The 18,520-nt window shown below is 70.7% G+C and carries 15 protein-coding genes; 4 read left to right on the plus strand and 11 right to left on the minus strand.

Annotation, left to right across the window (positions count from 1 at the left end; translation table 11 throughout):
- Positions 1-22: 22 nt before the first annotated feature.
- The 9 genes from AB0C30_RS22430 to AB0C30_RS22470 all read right to left on the minus strand — a co-directional run bounded on the left by AB0C30_RS22430 (position 23) and on the right by AB0C30_RS22470 (position 13,689).
- Positions 23-772 (minus strand): sulfite exporter TauE/SafE family protein, encoded by a 750-nt coding sequence (locus AB0C30_RS22430; RefSeq protein ID WP_357946970.1) that lies wholly within the window; start codon positions 770-772, stop codon positions 23-25.
- Positions 769-2,565: a gamma-glutamyltransferase family protein gene (locus AB0C30_RS22435; protein ID WP_357946972.1), complete on the minus strand. Its 1,797-nt coding sequence runs from the start codon at positions 2,563-2,565 to the stop codon at positions 769-771. The genes AB0C30_RS22430 and AB0C30_RS22435 overlap by 4 nt, the downstream gene beginning before the upstream one ends.
- A complete protein-coding gene (locus tag AB0C30_RS22440; protein WP_357946975.1) occupies positions 2,562-3,530 on the minus strand; it encodes an oligopeptide/dipeptide ABC transporter ATP-binding protein in 969 nt (322 codons plus the stop codon). Before AB0C30_RS22440 ends, AB0C30_RS22435 begins: the two co-directional genes overlap by 4 nt.
- Complete coding sequence (locus tag AB0C30_RS22445) at positions 3,527-4,495, minus strand: ABC transporter ATP-binding protein (RefSeq protein ID WP_357946977.1); 969 nt, start codon at positions 4,493-4,495, stop codon at positions 3,527-3,529. The genes AB0C30_RS22440 and AB0C30_RS22445 overlap by 4 nt, the downstream gene beginning before the upstream one ends.
- Positions 4,492-5,367, minus strand: coding sequence for an ABC transporter permease (locus AB0C30_RS22450; RefSeq protein ID WP_357946980.1), 876 nt, complete (start codon positions 5,365-5,367; stop codon positions 4,492-4,494). The genes AB0C30_RS22445 and AB0C30_RS22450 overlap by 4 nt, the downstream gene beginning before the upstream one ends.
- Positions 5,360-6,319: an ABC transporter permease gene (locus tag AB0C30_RS22455; RefSeq protein WP_357946983.1), complete on the minus strand. Its 960-nt coding sequence runs from the start codon at positions 6,317-6,319 to the stop codon at positions 5,360-5,362. Before AB0C30_RS22455 ends, AB0C30_RS22450 begins: the two co-directional genes overlap by 8 nt.
- Entirely contained in the window at positions 6,319-7,926 is a 1,608-nt protein-coding gene (locus AB0C30_RS22460) for an ABC transporter substrate-binding protein (RefSeq protein WP_357946986.1), read from the minus strand. The genes AB0C30_RS22455 and AB0C30_RS22460 overlap by 1 nt, the downstream gene beginning before the upstream one ends.
- A 77-nt stretch (positions 7,927-8,003) precedes the next feature.
- Positions 8,004-8,687 carry a GntR family transcriptional regulator gene (locus tag AB0C30_RS22465; protein ID WP_357946989.1) on the minus strand — a complete coding sequence of 228 codons (684 nt, stop codon included), beginning with the start codon at positions 8,685-8,687 and terminating at the stop codon, positions 8,004-8,006.
- 217 nt (positions 8,688-8,904) lie between these two features.
- Positions 8,905-13,689, minus strand: coding sequence for an ATP-dependent helicase (locus tag AB0C30_RS22470; protein ID WP_357946991.1), 4,785 nt, complete (start codon positions 13,687-13,689; stop codon positions 8,905-8,907).
- 89 nt (positions 13,690-13,778) lie between these two features.
- Here AB0C30_RS22470 and AB0C30_RS22475 point away from each other — a divergent pair, with 89 nt between their 5' ends.
- The gene (locus AB0C30_RS22475; protein WP_357946994.1) at positions 13,779-14,267 is read left to right on the plus strand and encodes a VOC family protein; all 489 of its coding nucleotides are present in this window, start codon (positions 13,779-13,781) and stop codon (positions 14,265-14,267) included.
- Between the two features lie 239 nt (positions 14,268-14,506).
- Complete coding sequence (locus tag AB0C30_RS22480) at positions 14,507-14,701, plus strand: DUF3046 domain-containing protein (RefSeq protein WP_225290661.1); 195 nt, start codon at positions 14,507-14,509, stop codon at positions 14,699-14,701.
- A gap of 84 nt (positions 14,702-14,785) precedes the next feature.
- On the opposite strand, the gene AB0C30_RS22485 is transcribed toward AB0C30_RS22480, so the two are convergent.
- Positions 14,786-15,064: a hypothetical protein gene (locus AB0C30_RS22485; protein WP_357946996.1), complete on the minus strand. Its 279-nt coding sequence runs from the start codon at positions 15,062-15,064 to the stop codon at positions 14,786-14,788.
- A gap of 273 nt (positions 15,065-15,337) precedes the next feature.
- Here AB0C30_RS22485 and AB0C30_RS22490 point away from each other — a divergent pair, with 273 nt between their 5' ends.
- A complete protein-coding gene (locus tag AB0C30_RS22490) occupies positions 15,338-15,661 on the plus strand; it encodes a hypothetical protein (protein WP_357946999.1) in 324 nt (107 codons plus the stop codon).
- A 116-nt stretch (positions 15,662-15,777) separates the two neighbouring features.
- On the opposite strand, the gene AB0C30_RS22495 is transcribed toward AB0C30_RS22490, so the two are convergent.
- Positions 15,778-16,125, minus strand: coding sequence for a VOC family protein (locus AB0C30_RS22495; protein ID WP_357947002.1), 348 nt, complete (start codon positions 16,123-16,125; stop codon positions 15,778-15,780).
- 399 nt (positions 16,126-16,524) lie between these two features.
- Here AB0C30_RS22495 and recA point away from each other — a divergent pair, with 399 nt between their 5' ends.
- Positions 16,525-17,625 carry a recombinase RecA gene (gene recA, locus AB0C30_RS22500; RefSeq protein ID WP_357947004.1) on the plus strand — a complete coding sequence of 367 codons (1,101 nt, stop codon included), beginning with the start codon at positions 16,525-16,527 and terminating at the stop codon, positions 17,623-17,625.
- Positions 17,626-18,520: the final 895 nt, after the last annotated feature.

Genomic DNA, 18,520 nt, shown 5'->3' on the forward strand with positions numbered 1-18,520 from the left:
CCGGTCAGCGCAGGGCGAGTGTTCAGCGAAGGGCGAGTACCGTGGCTACGCCCAGCCCGAAGACGACCACCACGCCGCGCAGCACCGCGGGCGGCATGAGCCGGGCCAGACGGGTGCCGAGGAAGCCACCCGCCAGGCTCGCCGGCGCGACCACCGCCACCGCCTCCCACCGCACGGGCCCGAACAGCGAGAACGCCACCACCGACACCGTGCTGATCACCAGGGACAGAGTGGCCCGCACGGCGTTGACCCGATGCAGGTCGTCATGCAGGAACAGCCCGAGCACCGCCAGCAGCAGCACTCCCATGCCGCCGTTGAAATAGGCGCCGTAGCAGCCGCCGAGGAACACCCCGACGTGGACCAGCCCGCTGGTGCCCTGCCGCCCGTCACCCTCGAAGCGCTTGCGCAGCCAGGGCTGGGCCAGCAGCGCCAGACTGGCGAAGGCCACCAGCCACGGCACCAGCGAGTCGAACAGCCGCCCCGGTGTGAGCAGCAGCAGCGAGCTGCCCGCGATCGCGCCGAGCACGGTGGTGGCCGCGAGCACCGTGGCCCGGCGCCGCTGCCCGCGCAGCTCGGCCCGGTAGCCCAGGACGCCGCCCAGGTAGCCGGGCCACAGCGCCACCGCGTTCGTCACCGAGGCGGTGATGCTCGGATAGCCGAGCGCCAGCAGCGCCGGAAAGGAGATCAGGGTGCCCCCGCCGGCCAGGGCGTTGACCGCCCCGGCCAGCAGGCCCGCCCCGGCCAGGAAGGCCAGCTCGGACAGCTCGATCATCGGCCGGCCGCGTAGCCCTGGGCGCCGCGCGGGTTGGCGGCGGCCTTCAGGAAGCCGCCGTCACGGGCGACCGCGCTGAGCCGGCCGAGCGACCACGGACCCTGCACCTCCACCTGGTGGCCACGCCGCCGGAGCTCGGCGACCACCGCCGGGTCCAGCCGGTTCTCCACGTGCATGACGCCCGGCCGGGAGCCGCGCGGGAAGAACGAGCTGGGGAAGTGCTCGGAGTGGAACATGGGGGCGTCGACGGCCTGCTGCAGGTTGAGCCCGCCGTGGACGAGGGAGAGGAAGAAGTTCAGGCTCCACTGGTCCTGCTGGTCGCCGCCGGGCGTACCGAAGGCCAGCCACGGCTTGCCCTCGCGCAGCGCGAACGACGGTGACAGCGTGGTGCGCGGGCGCGTGCCCGGTCGCAGCGAGGCGGGCAGTCCTTCCTGCAGCCAGAACATCTGCGCCCGCGTGCCGAGGCAGAAGCCCAGCTCGGGGATCGTGGGCGAGCTCTGCAGCCAGCCGCCGCTCGGTGTGGCGGAGACCATGTTGCCGTGCCGGTCCACGACGTCCACGTGACAGGTGTCGCCACGGGTGGAGCCGTCGGAGCCGACCGTGGGCTCGCCCACACCGGACCGTACGCCCGAGATGCCCGGCGCGGTGCTGACCGTGCCGGCACCGGGGAACACCGGCAGCCGAGGCGTGCGCCCGCCTGGTGCGCCCGGCCGCAGCTCCATGCTGGCCTCGACGCCGATGATCGCGCGCCGCTTCGCGCTGTACTCGTCGTCGAGCAGGTCGGCCATCGGCACCTCGGCGTCGCCGTACCAGGCTTCGCGATCGGCGAAGGCGAGCTTGGCGCTCTCGATCACCGTGTGCACGTAGTCGGCGCTGAGCTGCCCCATCGCGTCCAGGTCGAACCCCGACAGCAGGGCGAGCTGCTGAAGGAAGACCGGTCCCTGCCCCCACGGGCCCGTCTTGCAGACCGTGTGCCCGTGGTAGTCGAAGGTGACCGGCTCCTCGACCGACGCCGACCAGCCCGCCAGGTCGTCGCCGGTGAGCAGACCGCCGTGGACCTCGCCCGAGCTGTCGCGCCAAGCGGTCTCGGTGCTGAACCGGGCGATGGTCTCGGCGACGAACCCCTGGTACCAGGCGTCGCGGGCGGCCGCGATCTGCCCCTCACGGCTGGGCGACGCGGCCCGCGCCTCGGAGACGAGCCTGCGGTAGGTGGCGGCCAGCACGGGATTGGTCAGCTTGGCTCCCGGCACCTTCCCCTGCGGCAGCCAGGTCGCGGCCGACGTCGGCCAGTCCTCGAGGAAGAGCCGCTCGACCGACGTGACCGTGGCGGCGATCCGGTCGAGCACCGGGACGCCGTGGGTGGCGTAGTGGATGGCGGGTTCGAGCACGTCGGCCAGCGTCCAGGTGCCCCAGCGCTCCAGCATGAGCATCCAGCCGCCGAACGCCCCGGGTACGGTGGCCGCCAGCAGCCCGGTGCCGGGCACCACGTCGAGCCCCAGGCCGGTGAACCGGTCGATCGTGGCGGCGGCGGGGGCGACGCCCTGCCCGCACACGACCGACACCCGCTCCTCGTCCTGGCTCCACAGCAGGATGGGCACCTCGCCGGCGGGCCCGTTCAGGTGCGGCTCCGCCACCTGAAGGACGAATCCGGCGGCGACGGCCGCGTCGAAGGCGTTGCCGCCGCGTTCGAGCACGCTCATGCCGGTAGCGGAGGCCAGCCAGTGCGTGCTGGCCACCATGCCGAAGTCTCCGGTCAGCTCGGGCCTGGTGGTGAACAAAGCGCGTCCCTTCATCGGGTGGCGGCCGCGTCGGGCACGTGGTCCGCCGTGACCAGGTGACAGGCGACCGGGTGGCCGCTCGTACGGGGGTCCGTCAGTGCCGGCTCGCTCGTCCGGCAGGCGTCGTACGCCAGCGGGCACCGGGTGTGGAAGCGGCAGCCGGCGGGCGGATCGACCGGGCTCGGCACGTCGCCGCCCAGCACGATCCGGCGCCGTTCGCGCTGCCTGACCGGATCGGCCACCGGCGCCGCCGACAGCAGCGCCTGCGTGTAGGGGTGGCGGGGTTCGGCGAAGATCTGCGCCGTCGGCCCCGACTCCACGATCTTGCCCAGGTACATGACCGCGATCCGGTCGGCCAGGAACTCCACCACCGACAGGTCATGGGTGATGAACAGGCAGGAAAAGCCCATCTCCCGCTGCAGGTCGGTGATCAGGTTGAGCACCGACGCCTGCACCGACACGTCCAGCGCGGACACTGGCTCGTCTGCCACCACCAGCTTGGGCTCCAGGATCAGCGCGCGGGCCAGCCCCACCCGCTGCCGCTGCCCGCCGGACAGCTCGTGCGGGAAGCGCGTCCTCATCTCCGGCCGCAGCCCGACCTGCTCCAGCATGGCGGCGACCCGCCCGCCGGCCTCGCGTCGGCTCGCGATCCCGTGGTGCAGCAGCGGCTCGCCGACGATCTGCTCGATCGTGAAGCGCGGGTTGAGCGAGGAGTAGGGGTCCTGGAAGACCATGTGGACGTCCCTGCGCAGCGGGCGCATGGCCCGGCGCGACAGGTGGGTGATGTCGCGGCCGTCGAGCCGGATGCCGCCCGAGGTGGGCTCGGTCAGCCGCAGTACGCACTTGCCGACGGTCGACTTGCCGCTGCCCGACTCGCCGACGAGGCCGAGCACCTCGCCCTGGCCGATGCTCAGCGACAGGCCGTCCACGGCGCGTACCTGGCCGTAGTGCTTGACCAGGTTGTCGATCTCCAGGATCACGACCGCCCTCCCGGGTGGAAGCAGGCCGCCAGATGATCGTCCGGCAGTTGGGGTTCTAGCTGGGGTCTTTTGCTTCGGCAGTCGTCCTGCGCGCGGGTGCAGCGCGCCTGGAAGGCGCACTCGTCCGGGTCCGTCAGCGGCGAGGGCACCATGCCGGGGATCTCGGCGAGCCGGCCGTTCACGGCGGCCGACGGCAGGGCGTTCATCAGGCCGAGCGTGTACGGATGGCGCGGCCGCGCGAACAGCTCGGTGACGGGCGCCTGCTCCACGGCCCGGCCCGCGTACATGACCACGGCCCGGTCGGCGATGTCGGCGACCACGCCCAGGTCATGGGTGATCAGGATGACCGCGGTGCCGAGCCGGTCGCGCAGGTCGCGGAACACGTCGAGCACGCCCGCCTGGATCGTCACGTCCAGCGCGGTCGTGGGCTCGTCGGCGATCAGCACGCGCGGCGAGCAGGCCACCGCGATCGCGATCATCACCCGCTGGCGCATGCCGCCCGAGAGCTGGTGCGGGTACTCCTTGATCCGGCGGGCGGGCAGCGGGATGCCGACCAGTTCGAGCAGCTCCACCGCGCGGTTCCGCGCGGCCCTGCGGGAGAGCCCTTCGTGCCTGCGCAGCACCTCGGTGATCTGGTAGCCGACCGTGAACGACGGGTTGAGCGAGGTCATCGGCTCCTGGAAGACGACCGACACGTCCTTGCCCCTGATCTGCCGCATCCGCGACTCGGGCAGCGTGGTCAGCTCGCGGCCGTCGAGCTTGACCGAGCCCGACAGCCTGGTCGTGTCCGGCGGCAGCAGCCTCGGCACGGACATCGCGGTGACCGACTTGCCGCAGCCCGACTCGCCGCAGAGCGCCAGGATCTCGCCCTCGCCCAGTTCGAGCGAGATGCCCCTGACCGCCTGTACCAGGCCGTCCTCGGTGTCGAAGTCGACGGTCAGATCGGTGATCTCGAGTAGGCTCATCGGCCGCTCCTCGGGTCGAGAACGTCACGCAGCCCGTCGCCCAGCAGGTTGAAGCCGAGCGTGGCCAGCGCGATCATCAGTCCCGGCCAGATCGCCAGCCACGGCGCGACGTCCAGGTACTGCTGGGCGGTGGTGAGCATCACGCCCCACGACGGCGTCGGCGGCTGGACCCCCAGGCCCAGGAACGACAGGGTCGACTCACCGATGATCGCCGCCGGGATCGCCACCGTGGCCTGCACGATGAGCGGGCTGGAGCAGTTCGGCAGCACGTAGCGGAGCAGGATGTGGCGGTCGGTCGCGCCGTCGGCGATGGCCGCGGCCACGTAGTCCATCTCCCTGATCGCCAGCACCTCGCCACGGGTGATCCGGATGACCGCCGGCAACTGGGAGAAGCCGAGCGCCAGCACCACACCCTTCAGCGAGGGGCCGATGATCGCCGCCAGCCCCACCGCGAACACCAGGAACGGGAAGGCCAGCGTCACGTCGACCAGCCGCATCACGACCGGGTCCAGCCAGCGCCGGTAGAACCCGGCCACCAGCCCGATCGGGATGCCGATCGCCATGGCCAGAAGTGTGGACAGCACGCCGGCCTGCAGCGATACCTGCGCACCGTGCGCGATCCTGGCCAGGGCGTCCCGGCCCAGGTCGTCGGTGCCGAGCGGGTGCGCGCCCGACGGCGGGGCGAGCGTGGCGGTGTAGTCCTGCGCCGACGGATCGCCGGTGAGCAGGGGTCCGAGCAGCGCCAGCAGCAGGAACCCGGCAACGAGCACCAGCCCCGCCATCGGCATCGGACGCCGCCTGAAGCGCCGCCACAGCCTGCGGCGGCGATCGGCCCGGCCCGTCGTCGCCGGTACGGTCAGCGCGTCAGCCATGCCCGCCTCCCGACAGCCGGATGCGGGGGTTGAGGAAGGCGTACGCGATGTCGACCAGGAGGTTGACCAGCACATATCCGATGACCGTGATCAGCACCACGGCCTGGATGACCGGATAGTTGCGGGTGAGCACGGCGTCTACGGTCAGCTTGCCGAAACCGGGGATGACGAAGATCTGCTCCGTCACCACCGCGCCGCTGATCAGTGCGCCCAGTTGCAGGCCCAGGACGGTCACCACGGTCGTGAGGCTGTTGCGCAGCGCGTGCGCGCCCACCACCTTGGCCTCCGACAGGCCCTTGGACCGGGCGGTCCGCACATAGTCGGCCGACAGCGCGCCCAGCATGGCCGAGCGCGTCTGCCGCATCAGGATCGCCGCGAACCCGGTGCCGAGCACCAGGGCGGGCAGGATCATGCGCTGCAGGTTCTGGCCGGCGTCCTGGGTGAACGGGACGTACCCGGAGGCGGGCAGCCAGCGCAGCGTCACCGCGAACAGCAGGATGCCGAGCAGGCCCAGCCAGAAGTGCGGCACGGACAGCCCCGCCAGGCCGAAGCCGGTGGCCACGTAGTCGGGCAGCCGGCCCCGCTTGATCGCGGCCACGATGCCCGCGCCCAGGCCCACGACGATCGCCACCAGCAGGGCCAGCGCCGACAGCTCCAGCGTGACCGGCAGCCGCTCGGCCAGAATGTCGGCCACCGGCAGCTGATCCTGGGTGGAGCGGCCGAGATTGCCGGACAGGGTCTGGCCCACGTAGTCGAGGTATTGGGCGGGCAGGGGCTTGTCCAGGCCGAACTCGTGGCGGATCGCCTCGACCATCGCGGGCGAGGCCTCCTCACCGGCCATCACCACGGCCGGGTCCCCGGGCAGCGCCCTGATCCCGAGGAAGATCAGGATGCTGGCCAGGAACAGCACGATCACCGCCGAGCCTGCTCTGCGGAGGATGAACCAGACCATCAGGCGGCGAACCCAGCGGTGACGAAGCGCGGCAGGCCATCCTTGAAGTACTGGACACCGGCGACGGTCTTGTTCATGCCCAGGTAGTACTTGTTGTGATACAGGTACACGACGCCGCGCACCTCGGCCGCCCGCTGCAACGCCTTGGCGTACAGCTCGGCGCGCTGGGCCGGCTCCGTGACCGCCGCGGCCTCCTTGATCGGGTCGTCGATGCCGGGGTCGGACATGCCGCTGTAGTTGTTGCTGCCGCGGCTGGTGATCAGGTTCGACAGGTTGCCGTCCGGGTCCACCCGGCCCGACCAGCCGTTGAGCACGGTGTCGAACTTGCCGGCCTTGCCCTGCTCCAGTGTGCTGACGAACTCGGCCGTCTGCACCGTGACGTTGAAGCCCGCCTCCTTGGTCATCTGCTGGATGACCTGGGCCAGGCGCTGGTTAGTGGCGTCGTTGGGCGTGGTCAGCGTGACCGGGATGGGCGTCGGCACGCCGGAGGCCTGCACCAGCTGCTTGGCCTTGGCCAGGTCGCGCTTGGCGCACTGGAGCGAGGGCGAGCGGTAAGGGCTGTCGGCGGGCAGCGGGAAGCAGTCGGCCTCGTACAGGCCGTTGTAGACGGTCTTGTTGATCTGGTCGCGGTCCAGCGCCAGCTCGAACGCCTCCCGCAGCTGCGGGCTCTTGGCCAGCGGGGTGCTGACCGTGCCCGGCTTCTCGGTGGAGCCGTTGGCGTTGCCGGTGTTGATCGTCAGGCCGTAGTAGCCGAGCCCGCCGCCGGACACGACGGTGAGGTTCGGGTCGGCCTGCACGCCCTTGACCGTGGTCGTGGCCAGCTGGTCGGCCACCTGGACGTCGCCGGACTTCAGGTTCGCGGCCCGTACGTTCGGGTCGACGATGATTTTGTATACGAGCTTGTCGAGCTTCACCTTGGCGGCGTCGTAGTAGTCGGGCGCCTTGTCCAGCACGATCTGGCTGCCGGAGGTGCGCGCGGCGAACTTGAACGGCCCGACGCACACCGGGCTCGCGCCGAAGTTGTCGCCCGCCGCCTCCAGCGCCTTGGGCGACATGATCATTCCGGCGCGGTCGGCGAGCTGCGCCGTCAGCGGCGTGAACGCGCGCGCCAGCGTGAGCTTGACGGTGGCCGGATCGACCACGCTCACCTTCGACACGGCGGCCAGGTCGGCCTGGCGGGCCGACTTCTCCCACGTACGGTGGCGATCGAGCGACTTCTTGACCGCCTCCGCGTCGAAGGCGGTGCCGTCGTTGAACTTCACGCCCTCGCGCAGCTTGATCGTCACTTCCTTGCCGTCGCCCGAGACCTCGGGCAGGGCGGTGGCGAGCTGCGGGACCAGCGTGGCCTTCGCGTCGATGTCGAAGAGCTTCTCGCACATGCTCGCGAACACCTCGCGGCCCACCAGCGTGGTGGACACGCTCGGGTCGAGCGCGTCGGGGTCGGCGTTGAGCGCGATGTTCAGGGTGCCGCCGCTCTTGACGGCGCGGCTGTCGGACGTGGCGTCGGCCACTGACGGGGCGACGGGGGTGCCGCTCGAACCGCCTCCACCGCAAGCCGTCAGGGCTATGGGAAGTACGGCGAGCGTCAAGACCAGCCTGGGTCTCATGATGCCTCCGGGGGACGAGCTTTAGGAGACTGTATACAAGAACCTGGATTTCAACGGTGTTTCGTCACCACATGTTGTTATCCGACCGTTTTCTCATCTTGCTGGGGCTTCGCCACGGCAGCCAGGAACGACCGCCTGGCCGCGGCGACGTGCGCGACCGCCCTGGCCTGGGCCTCGTCCTCGTCGCCCGCCGCGATGGCCTCGCACAGGCTCAGGTGCTCCGACCAGGAGTGTGGTCCGCGCGCGGCCGCGGTCTGCCGGAACACCCACTGAGCCCGCAGCAGCATCGGCGCCATCATCAGATTGAGGTACGAGTTGCCCGCCACCTCACCCACGGCCAGGTGGAAGGCGGTGTTGAGGTCGGCCACCCGTTCGAGCCGACCCTCCTCGACCGCCTCCTTGGCCGAGTCGAGCACCAGCCGCAACCGCGCGGCCGTCTCCGGGGTCCGCTTGCGCGCCGCCAGCCGGGCCGCCAGCCCCTCGATCGCCATCCGCACGTCGAAGAGCTCCTCGGCCTCGGCCGGCGACAGCCGCGCCACGGTGGCGCCGATCCTGGGGATGACCTGCACGAACCCCTCGGCGGCGAGCACCCGGATCGACTCGCGCACCGGGTTGCGCGACACGCCCAGCCTTGCGGCCAGCCGGTCCTCGACCAGGCGCTCGCCCTGGGGGAGCTCGCCGGAGATGATGAGTCGGCGGATCTCCGCGGTCACTTGGTCGCGAAGGGGGAGATGGGCGCCGCCCAGTGTCAGCTCAGTCATTTGAGGGAATCGTATACAAAGTTACGGCCGTTTCCGGTGTTGTCGGGGAATCCGGAGGGTGAGGCCGTACACGTCGTCAGGCCGGGCAGCCCTATCGGTCGGTCAGGCGCGCGGTCTTTGGGTCGGTCAGGGGTGCGGGCCTTTCAGTTGGGCGGGCGCGTGGGCCTTTGGGTCGGTCAGGGGTGCGGCCTTTCGGTCGGAGGGGTCTTTCGGTTGGTCAGGCGCGTAGGCGCAGACCTCGCGGTGTCGGGTGGAAGCCGGCCTCCTCCAGCGCCGCCGCCAGCGGTGACTCGCCGATCGAGGCGCCGTCGGCCCGCTCGACGGTCAGCTTCCCGAGCGCCCCATCCCGTACGGCCAGCGCCAGCGCGTCCACGGCCGGCCGCAGACGCTCGTCGTCGGCGAACGACAGCAGCGTCTTGCCGCCCCGCTCCACGTACAGCACGAGGAACCCGTCCACCAGCACCACCAGCGCGCCCGCCTTCCTGCCGGGCTTGTGCCCCACCTCGCCGGGATGCGCCGGCCACGACAGCGCCGCCCCGTAGGGGTTGGCCGGATCAGCCGCGGCCAGGACGACCGCCCTCCGATCGGTGGCCCGCCCGGATGGGCCCAAGTCGTGGGCGCCGGATGCCGGGGCAACGCTCGGAGCCATGGCGCGCATCCGGTCCACCGCCCCCGGCAGCGCGAACTGCGCGCCCCCGAGCCCTTCGACGAAGTAGCCCCGGCGGCACCGCCCGCTCTCCTCGTAGGCCCGTAGCACCTGGTAGACCGGTGTGAACCCGCCCGGCAGCCGCTCCGACGTCACCGCCCCGCGCGTCACCACCCCATGCCGTTCGAGCAGCACCTCGGCCTGGGCCTGCGCCCGCTGGGTGGCGTCCTCGGCGGGCGAGGGAAGCAGCCACCAGCGCCCGCCCACCGTGGGCGGCCCGCTCCTGCTCGGCAGCACGGCCCGCCGCCGGCGCGTGGTGGCCGGCCGGTGTGCGGGCCGGCCCGACCCGAGTGTGGCCCGCAGCGGCGCCAGCGTGTCACCGGACACGCGTCCCGACCACACCAGATCCCACAGCGCCGACACCAGCGCCGCGTCGTCGAGCGAGCCGAGCTGGTCGGAGATCCCCCGGAAGAACAGCGCCCCGCCGCCGCCCAGCACGTCGAGCACCTGCTCGTGCACCGGGGTCATGGTGATCTGGCCGGGTTCGGGCAGCAGCAGGGGAGCGGTGTCGGCGAAGTAGAGCGACACCCAGCCGTCGCCGCCGGGCAGCGATCCCTGGCCCACCCACATCACCTCGCCCGACGAGGTCAGCTCGTCGAGCAGCGCCGGGTGGTAGCCGGGCACGCGCGACGGCAGGACCAGCGTCTCCAGCGCCGATGCGGGCACGGCGGCTCCCTGGAGCTGCTCGACGCTGTGGATCAGCGCGTCCATCGCCCGCGCCGCACCGGCCGCGACGCTGCCGCGTGGCGCCGCTCCGCTCCCGTCGGTGCCGCGTGGCGCCGAGCCGGTGATGCCGTGCCAGGCGGGCATGAACAGCGCGAGCGTCTCGGGCGGGACCGGTTCGACCTCTTTGCGCAGCCGCGCCAAGGACCTGCGCCGCAGCATCCGCAGCACACCGGCGTCGCACCACTCCTCGCCCCGGCCGCCCGGCCGGAACTCGCCGTTGACCACCCGCCCGGCCGCCGCCAGCCGCCGCAGGGCGTCGGTCACCACGGCCACGCCCAGGCCGAACCGGGCGGCGGGTGTGCCGGCATGGAAGGGCCCGCGCGTACGGGCATGGCGGGCCACGAGGTCGGCCAGCGGGTCGGCGACCGGCTCCAGGAACGCGTGCGGGATCCCGACCGGCAGCGGCGCGCCCAGCGCGTCACGCAGCCGGGCCGCGTCCTCGATCGCCGCCCACTGCTCCTCGCCCGCGATCCGCACCTTGATCGCCCGGCGGGCTCGTTCGAGCTCCGCCAGCCAGGCCGGATCGCCGCCGCGCAGGCTCACGTCGGGTACGAGCAGCGGCCCGTGCGAGCGCAGCAGGTCGGCCAGGTCCTCGGCGTCGCGCAACGGCCGGTCGAGCCTGGCCAGCTCGCGTTCGGTGTCGGAGATGACGTCGGGGTCGAGCAACTCCCGCAGGTCGGCCTCGCCGAGCAGCTCGGCCAGCAGGGTCATGTCCAGCGCCAGCGCCTGGGCCCGGCGCTCGGCCAGCGGCGCGTCGCCCTCGTACATGAACGCGCCTATGTAGTGGAACAGCAGCGACGTGGCGAACGGCGACGCCTGTGACGTCTCCACCTCCACCACCCGCACCCGGCGCGCGGCGATGTCGCGCATCAGCGTCACCAGGCCGGGCACGTCGAACACGTCCTGGAGGCACTCGCGCATCGTCTCCAGCACGATCGGGAACGACGCGTATTGAGAGGCCACCCCCAGCAGGTGGGCGGCCCGCTGCCGCTGCTGCCAGAGCGGGCTGCGCCGGCCGGGCGTGCGGCGCGGCAGCAGCAGGGCCCGGCCCGCGCACTCCCTGAACCGGGAGGCGAACATCGCCGAGCCGCCCAGCTCCTCGGTGACGATCCGCTCGATCTCCTCGGCGTCGAACGCCGCCACGTCGGTGGGCGGCTCGACCAGCGTGTCGGGGATTCGCAGCACGATGCCGTCGTCGGAGTGCACGGCCTGTACGTCGAGGCCGTAGCGCTCGCGCAGCCGCCGGTTGATCGCCAGGGCCCACGGAGCGTGGATCCGCGCGCCATAGGGGGAGTGGATGACGACGCGCCAGTCGCCGAGTTCGTCGTGGAAGCGTTCGACCAGGAGGGTGCGGTCGTCGGGGACGTAACCGGTGGCGTCACGCTGCTCGTCGAGGTAGGCGCGCAGGTTGCCGGCGGCGTATTCGTCGAGGCCGGCCGCTCGCATGCGGTCGTTGGAGGTGTTCGCCGCGTGTTCGCGGAGGAAGGCGCCGATCGCCTTGCCCAGCTCGGCCGGCCTGCCCGGCGCGTCGCCGTGCCAGAACGGCAACTTGCCCGGCTGGCCGGGCGCGGGGGAGACGAGCACCCGGTCGGCCGTGATGTCCTCGATCCGCCACGAGGTCGCACCCAGGACGAACACATCGCCCACCCGCGACTCGTAGACCATCTCCTCGTCGAGCTCGCCCACCCGGGACGCCTTCTCGCCCACCAGGAAGACGCCGAACAGCCCGCGATCGGGGATCGTGCCACCGTTGGTCACCGCCAGCCGTTGCGCGCCCGGACGGCCCTGCAACGTGCCCGTCACCCGGTCCCAGACGACCCGCGGCCGCAGCTCGGCGAACTCCTCGCTCGGGTAGCGTCCGGCCAGCATGTCGAGCGTGGCCTCCAGCGCGGTGCGCGGCAGCGTCGCGTAGGGAGCGGCCCGCTTGACCATGGCCTCCAGCTCGTCGACCGTCCACTCCTCCAGCGCGGTCATCGCCACGATCTGCTGGGCCAGCACGTCGAGTGGATTGCGCGGGTAGCGCAGTTCCTCGATCTGGCCGCTCATCATGCGTTCGGCCACCACGGCGGTCTGGATCAGGTCGCCGCGGTATTTCGGGAAGATCACTCCCTTGGACACCGCGCCCACCTGGTGACCCGCCCGGCCGATGCGCTGGAGCCCGCTCGCCACGCTCGGCGGCGCCTCCACGCACGCGACCAGGTCGACGGCGCCCATGTCGATGCCCAGCTCCAGGCTGGACGTCGCGACGACGGCGGGCAACCGGCCCGACTTGAGCGCCTCCTCGATCTGCGCCCGCTCCTCCTTCGACACGGAGCCGTGGTGCGCGCGGACGATCTCGGTGACCACGCCCTTGCTCGCCCCGGCCTGCGCCATCATCTCGGCGGGCGCCCGCCGAGGCGGATCTTCCGGCGGCGGCGGCGTGCGCCTGGGCGGATCTCCCGGCAACGGCGTTTCCCAGATCGACAGATCGACGGCCTCGGGCCCTTGCACGCGCTCGTAGGCGAGCTCGTTGAGCCTGGTGCAGAGGCGTTCGGCCAGCCGCCTGGAATTGGCGAACACGATCGTCGACGAATGCGCCTCGATCAGCTCGAACAGGTGGTTTTCGACATGCGGCCAGATCGACCGGCTGGACGGCTCGGGCTCCTCGCCGTCGGCGAACCCTGCCCCGCTGTCGGCGGACCCCGGCCCGCCGTTCGTGGATCCCGGCCGGCCCTCCATCTCCGTCATGTCCTCGACCGGGACGACCACCTCGACCTCGATGACCTTGTCGGAGGGCGGCTGCACGACCGTCGCGGGGCGAGACCCACCGAGGAACGCCGCGACCTCGCTCACCGGTCGTACGGTCGCCGACAGCCCGATCCGCTGCGCGGGCCGTTGGAGCAGGGCGTCGAGCCGCTCGAGGCTGAGCGCCAGGTGGGCACCGCGCTTGGTGGCGGCCACCGCGTGCACCTCGTCGACGATCACCGTCTCGACGCCCCGCAACGCCTCGCGCGCCTGGCTGGTGAGCAGCAGGAACAGCGACTCCGGCGTGGTGATGAGGATGTCGGACGGGTGGGCGGCGAACCGCCTGCGGTCCTCGGCCGGGGTGTCGCCGGAGCGGATGGCCACCGAGATCTCCGGCACCGGCAGGCCGAGCCGGCGCGCGGTCTGCTTGAGCCCGGCCAACGGGGCACGCAGGTTGCGCTCCACGTCGACGGCCAGTGCCTTGAGCGGCGACACGTACAGGACCTTGGTCTGCTTCTTGACCTGCTTGGAACTGGCGTCGCCCTGCTTCGGCCCCGGCTTCGGACCCGCTTCGCCTTGCTTCGGACCCGCGTTGACCTGCTTGGAACCCGCGTCGACCTGCGTCGGATCCGCCGGAGTGGTGGTGGGGTGGTCGGCGGCGGCCAAGCGGTCGAGGGACCAAAGGAACGCCGCCAGCGTCTTGCCCGACCCGGTGGGCGCCACCACGAGCGTGTTGTCGCCGCGCGCGATGGACTCCCATGCGCCTTCCTGCGCACTCGTGGGCGCCTCGAACGCTCCGGCGAACCACTGCCTGGTCGTGTGGGAGAAATGTTCTAGCGAGCTCACCAGCACATACTGCCTCGTCGCACCGACAGAAAACTCATTGTGGCGGCGGTGCGAGATTGAGGCGGGGGCGCTGCGGACATAGAGCGAGCGTGGGCATCGACTACGCAGCCATTGAGACCCGCCGCGAGGACATCAGGGAGCGCTACCTCTTAGCGCACCGGCCGTCCAGCAGCGCGCGCGGCCTGCACCATTTCGCCCTGCTGTCGTCGGACGTGGAGCGGACGGTCAAGTTCTACCAGGAGCTTCTTGAGTTCCCCTTGACGGAGATTTTCGAGAACCGTGACTTCAAGGGCTCCAACCACTTCTTCTTCGACATCGGCAACGGCAACCTCCTCGCCTTCTTCGACTTCCCGGGGCTCGACCTCGGCCCCTACCAGGAGGTGCTCGGCGGGCTGCACCACATCGCGATCTCCGTCGACCCCGCCACCTGGGAGCGGCTGCGCGGCAAGCTCGAGGTGGCCGGCGTGCCGCACCAGATCGAGAGCGGCGCCTCCATCTACTTCAAGGACCCCGACGGCGCCCGGCTGGAGCTGCTCGCCGACCAACTGGGTGAGATGTACGGCTCGCGCGTGATGTGATCTACCGTCGCGACGCTCTACGCGTACGCGGTGTGCCCGCCCGAGGTTCCTGCCTGATGCCTGCGTGCCTTTCGGCTCTTTCCGATTTCTCCTGTTGTACGGCTAAGCGCTGGGCTAACCGGAGCTGGCGGCGCTTCTTTCGGTTGGCTTTGCACTCGGCGGACTTGGGCGGGGAGGACTTGGGGGTCTTTGCCATGGGGGTGTCCTACCCACCCTTCCGGCGGTTCCATACTTGTGTGATGCGGCTGACCGAGTTCTGGAGACGGATGCGCGCCCACTTCGGGGAGTCGTACGCCGACTCGTGGGCCCGCGACTACGTGCTCGCCCCACTCGAAGGGCGGACGGTCGACCAGGCGCTGGCGGACGGCGAGAGCGCCAAGACCGTCTGGCGCGCGGTCTGCCAGGTCGAGAACGTCTCCTCCCGCCTCCGCTGACCTCCCGCCTCCGCTGACCTCACGGCCCCGGCTGACCTCCCTGCCCCGGCTGACCACACGGCCCCGGCCGACCTCCCTGCCCCGCTAACCTCCCTGCTCGTCCTCCTCCATGCTCGCTTTCAGCGAGCGGGCCGTCAGATGCAGGTCGTCGGCGGTGCCCTGACCGCCGGGTGACCACAGGAACTGCCACCCACGACCGGCGGGGGTGGCGAAAACGAGCGTCTGCTTGCCGGTGCGGGGATGCCACGCCCACAGCACCGGCTCCTCACCGCCGATCATGCGGCTCGCCAGCCCGTGACCGGGCAACAACTTGGCGAGTGCTTCCAGATGGGTGCGCCGTTCCCCGGTGTAGCCGCTCGTCAAGCCGCCTCCAACCCTCGCCCCTGCAGTGAGTCTCCCCAGCTCACCGCACCTGACAACACGCGGAGGCCAACCCTCGTGAACATCACTTGACGGGGTCTGGAGGTTACGCAGCGGTGTCCATGAGGATCCGCATAAGAGCGTCCATACCCGCGTGATCGTCCGCTGGGTGTCGGTGCAGAGAGGCGGTGTACTGAGACGCGGCGGCGACATGATCGCGGTCGATCCGGTCAGACCGAGCATCATGCCGAGCTACTGGGGAGGGGGCCAGCTCGAATGGACCGAATGCTGGGTCCCGCAGAAGCCGGTGATGAGGATGCGAGGGCAGCCACTCGCGAGCGGGTGCTGGACGCGACCAGCGACTATCAGTACCGAACTGCGGTCGAGCTGCTCGTCGCGTTGTCGACGGTGGTCAGCGGCGGTGTGGACGAGGGGTTGCGGCGGCCGACTGCGGTGCTCGATACCGTGCAGCCGGCGTTCCGCACGCATGAGATCGTGGCGGCGGCGCGACGCGTGTCGAGCGCTGTTCCTGTCGAGCAGCGGGAGCGGCCGGAAGCGGGCGATCTGCGGGAGATGCTCGCGATCGAGCAGAAAGCGTGAAGTGCTCTGCCAGGAGAGCGCTTCAACCGGTCATTGCACCTCTACACGCTGAGTAGTACGACCATTGACGACGGGCTCCGTCTCCGGGGCGGACGTCACATCCGAGTATTTCCGATTCAGGGCGCAGGCATAGTCTCGCCTCCGATGCCTGTCTCGTTGCCGTCAGCGTCACGGAAGACCCACTTGCAGACGTTGCCGTGCTGCTCCATGTCCACCGGCCGCAGGCCGCGCCCAGCGATCCGCTCCACCTCGGACTTCGGATCGTCCAGCCAGATCATGCTCACGCCGCCTCCGGCGCGAGCGGCGTCCTCGATGACGTACACGTACCGGTCCTCGGCCAGTTGCCACACCGCTTCGACGTCGTTGGGCCAGAACGCCGGACCCCTGCCGAGGAGCCTGGTGTACCACTCCACGGCGCTCTTGCAGTCGCGGACAGGGATGCCCGCGAAGATCCCCACTGCCACGATCGGATCTCCTCTCGCCATAGGGGCCGGGAAGGTCCTGCCCACTAAAGGAATGGACTCCGCGCGTCTGCGGAAATCATCGCGGTCCGCGTCAGGCGCGCAGGTGGACCGTCTCGTCCAACCCCTGTGGGCAGACGCTCTAGCCTGCACACTTAATCTTCGATCTCACGAGCTCGCGTCCGTCAAGGTTCATCTGCACGCGCTCAACGTTCGGTGTCGGGGGACAGGAGCCGTTTGCGTGGGGCATTGCCGCGTGTTCCTGCTGTGATCGAACAGCCGTTCGGCTAGGATGTAATCCGCCAGGCCACGCCCTCCCAGCGACGACTCCGCAAAACTGTCGGTGGCAGGCCGTAGCTTTCACTCGACTGATCGGACCACAACCCTCCAGGGGGAGTTCCCATGGCTATCAACGACCGCGAGAAGGCCCTCGAGACCGCCCTCGCTCAGATCGAGAGGCAGTTCGGCAAGGGCTCCGTCATGCGCCTCGGCGACGACGCCCGAGCCCCCATCGAGGTGATCCCCACGGGTTCGATCTCCCTGGACGTCGCGCTGGGCATCGGAGGGTTGCCGCGTGGCAGGATCGTCGAGGTCTACGGCCCGGAGTCCTCGGGTAAGACCACGATCGCCCTGCACGCGGTGGCCAACGCCCAGCGGGCGGGCGGCATCGCGGCGTTCATCGACGCCGAGCACGCCCTCGACCCCGAATACGCCAAGAAGCTCGGCGTCGACACCGACGCCCTGCTCGTCTCCCAGCCCGACACGGGTGAGCAGGCGCTCGAGATCGCCGACATGCTGATCAGGTCGGGCGCCGTCGACATCATCGTCATCGACTCGGTGGCCGCCCTGGTCCCCAAGGCCGAAATCGAGGGCGAGATGGGCGACAGCCACGTCGGCCTCCAGGCCCGCCTGATGTCCCAGGCCCTGCGCAAGGTCGCCGGCGCGCTCAGCAACACCGGCACCACCGCCATCTTCATCAACCAGCTCCGCGAGAAGATCGGCGTCATGTTCGGCTCGCCCGAGACCACGACCGGCGGTAAGGCGCTCAAGTTCTACGCCTCGGTCCGCCTCGACATCCGCCGCATCGAGACGCTCAAGGACGGCACGGAGGCGGTCGGCAACCGCACGCGTGTCAAGGTCGTCAAGAACAAGATGGCCCCGCCCTTCCGGGTCGCCGACTTCGACATCCTCTACGGCGTGGGCGTCTCCCGCGAGGGTGGCCTCATCGACATGGGCGTCGAGCACGGCTTCGTCCGCAAGTCCGGCGCCTGGTACACCTACGAGGGCGACCAGCTCGGCCAGGGCAAGGAGAATGCCCGCAACTTCCTGAAGAACCACCCCGACATGTCCAACGAGATCGAGAAGAAGATCAAGGACAAGCTCGGCGTCGGCCCCCGCCTGGATGCCCCCGCCGAGGCACCCGCGGCCCCGGCCGCTCCAGCCGCCGCTCCCTCGGGCCGCGGCGCCAAGGCCGCCGCCACGCCGAAGCCCGGTGACGTCTGATCGGGTCGCCGCATGAGTGACTCTGATCGGTCGTCGGATGAGTGACACGGACCCGTCGCAGGCGCCCCACCCCCAAGACTGGGGCGCCTGGCCCGACCTCCCCACCCCATCTCCGGGCCGCCGCCGCAACTCCAGCGCCAACCTCTTTCCGCGGTCATCAACCCCGGAGGACACCTGGCCCTCCGGGCCCTCCTCGGACGACTCGCCCCGAGGCCGGAAACCATCCCGGAGGAAACGGTCCAGCGGGAGGCTGCCCGGCGGCGACCCGTCCGATGGGAGGCCGCCTGGCGGCGAGCCGTCTAGCGGGAAGCTGCCCGGCACCGAGCCGTCGGGTAGGAAGCTGTCCGGTGAGAGGCAGTCTGGGGGTGAACCGTCGGGTGGGCTACCCCGTAGCGGACCGTCAGGTGGCACGATGACCGGTAGCGAACTGTCCGGTGGGAAGATGTCTGGCGCTGCACTATCCAGTGGGAAGCCGTCCGGCGGGGAGCCGTCGGCAGGGTGGCCGTCGCTCAGCGAATGGCGCCAACGGTCCCGCCCCCCGGCCGGCCCACCCTCGGCCGACCTAGCATCGGCTGACCCACCCCTGGCCCAGCCCGCTCACGCACCTGCCGAGCCGAGCTCTGAGCTAGGCGCAGCGTCGACCGCTGAGTCGTCCGGTGATTCGGGCAGCGAGTCGGGCGGCGGACAGAACGACGAGCGGCTCTCAACCACGCCCCAAGAAGCCGTCTGGCGGCCTGCCCAGGACAACTCACTGTCCACCGCAGGCAGGGCGTCCTCCCGGGGCGACGATGTGCATTCGCCTGCCCAGGACAACTCACTGTCCACCGCAGGCAGGGCGTCCTCCCGGGGCGACGATGTGCATTCGCCTGCCCAGGACAACTCACTGTCCACCGCA

This window comes from Nonomuraea sp. NPDC048901, assembly GCF_040649695.1.
Lineage (GTDB): Bacteria > Actinomycetota > Actinomycetes > Streptosporangiales > Streptosporangiaceae > Nonomuraea.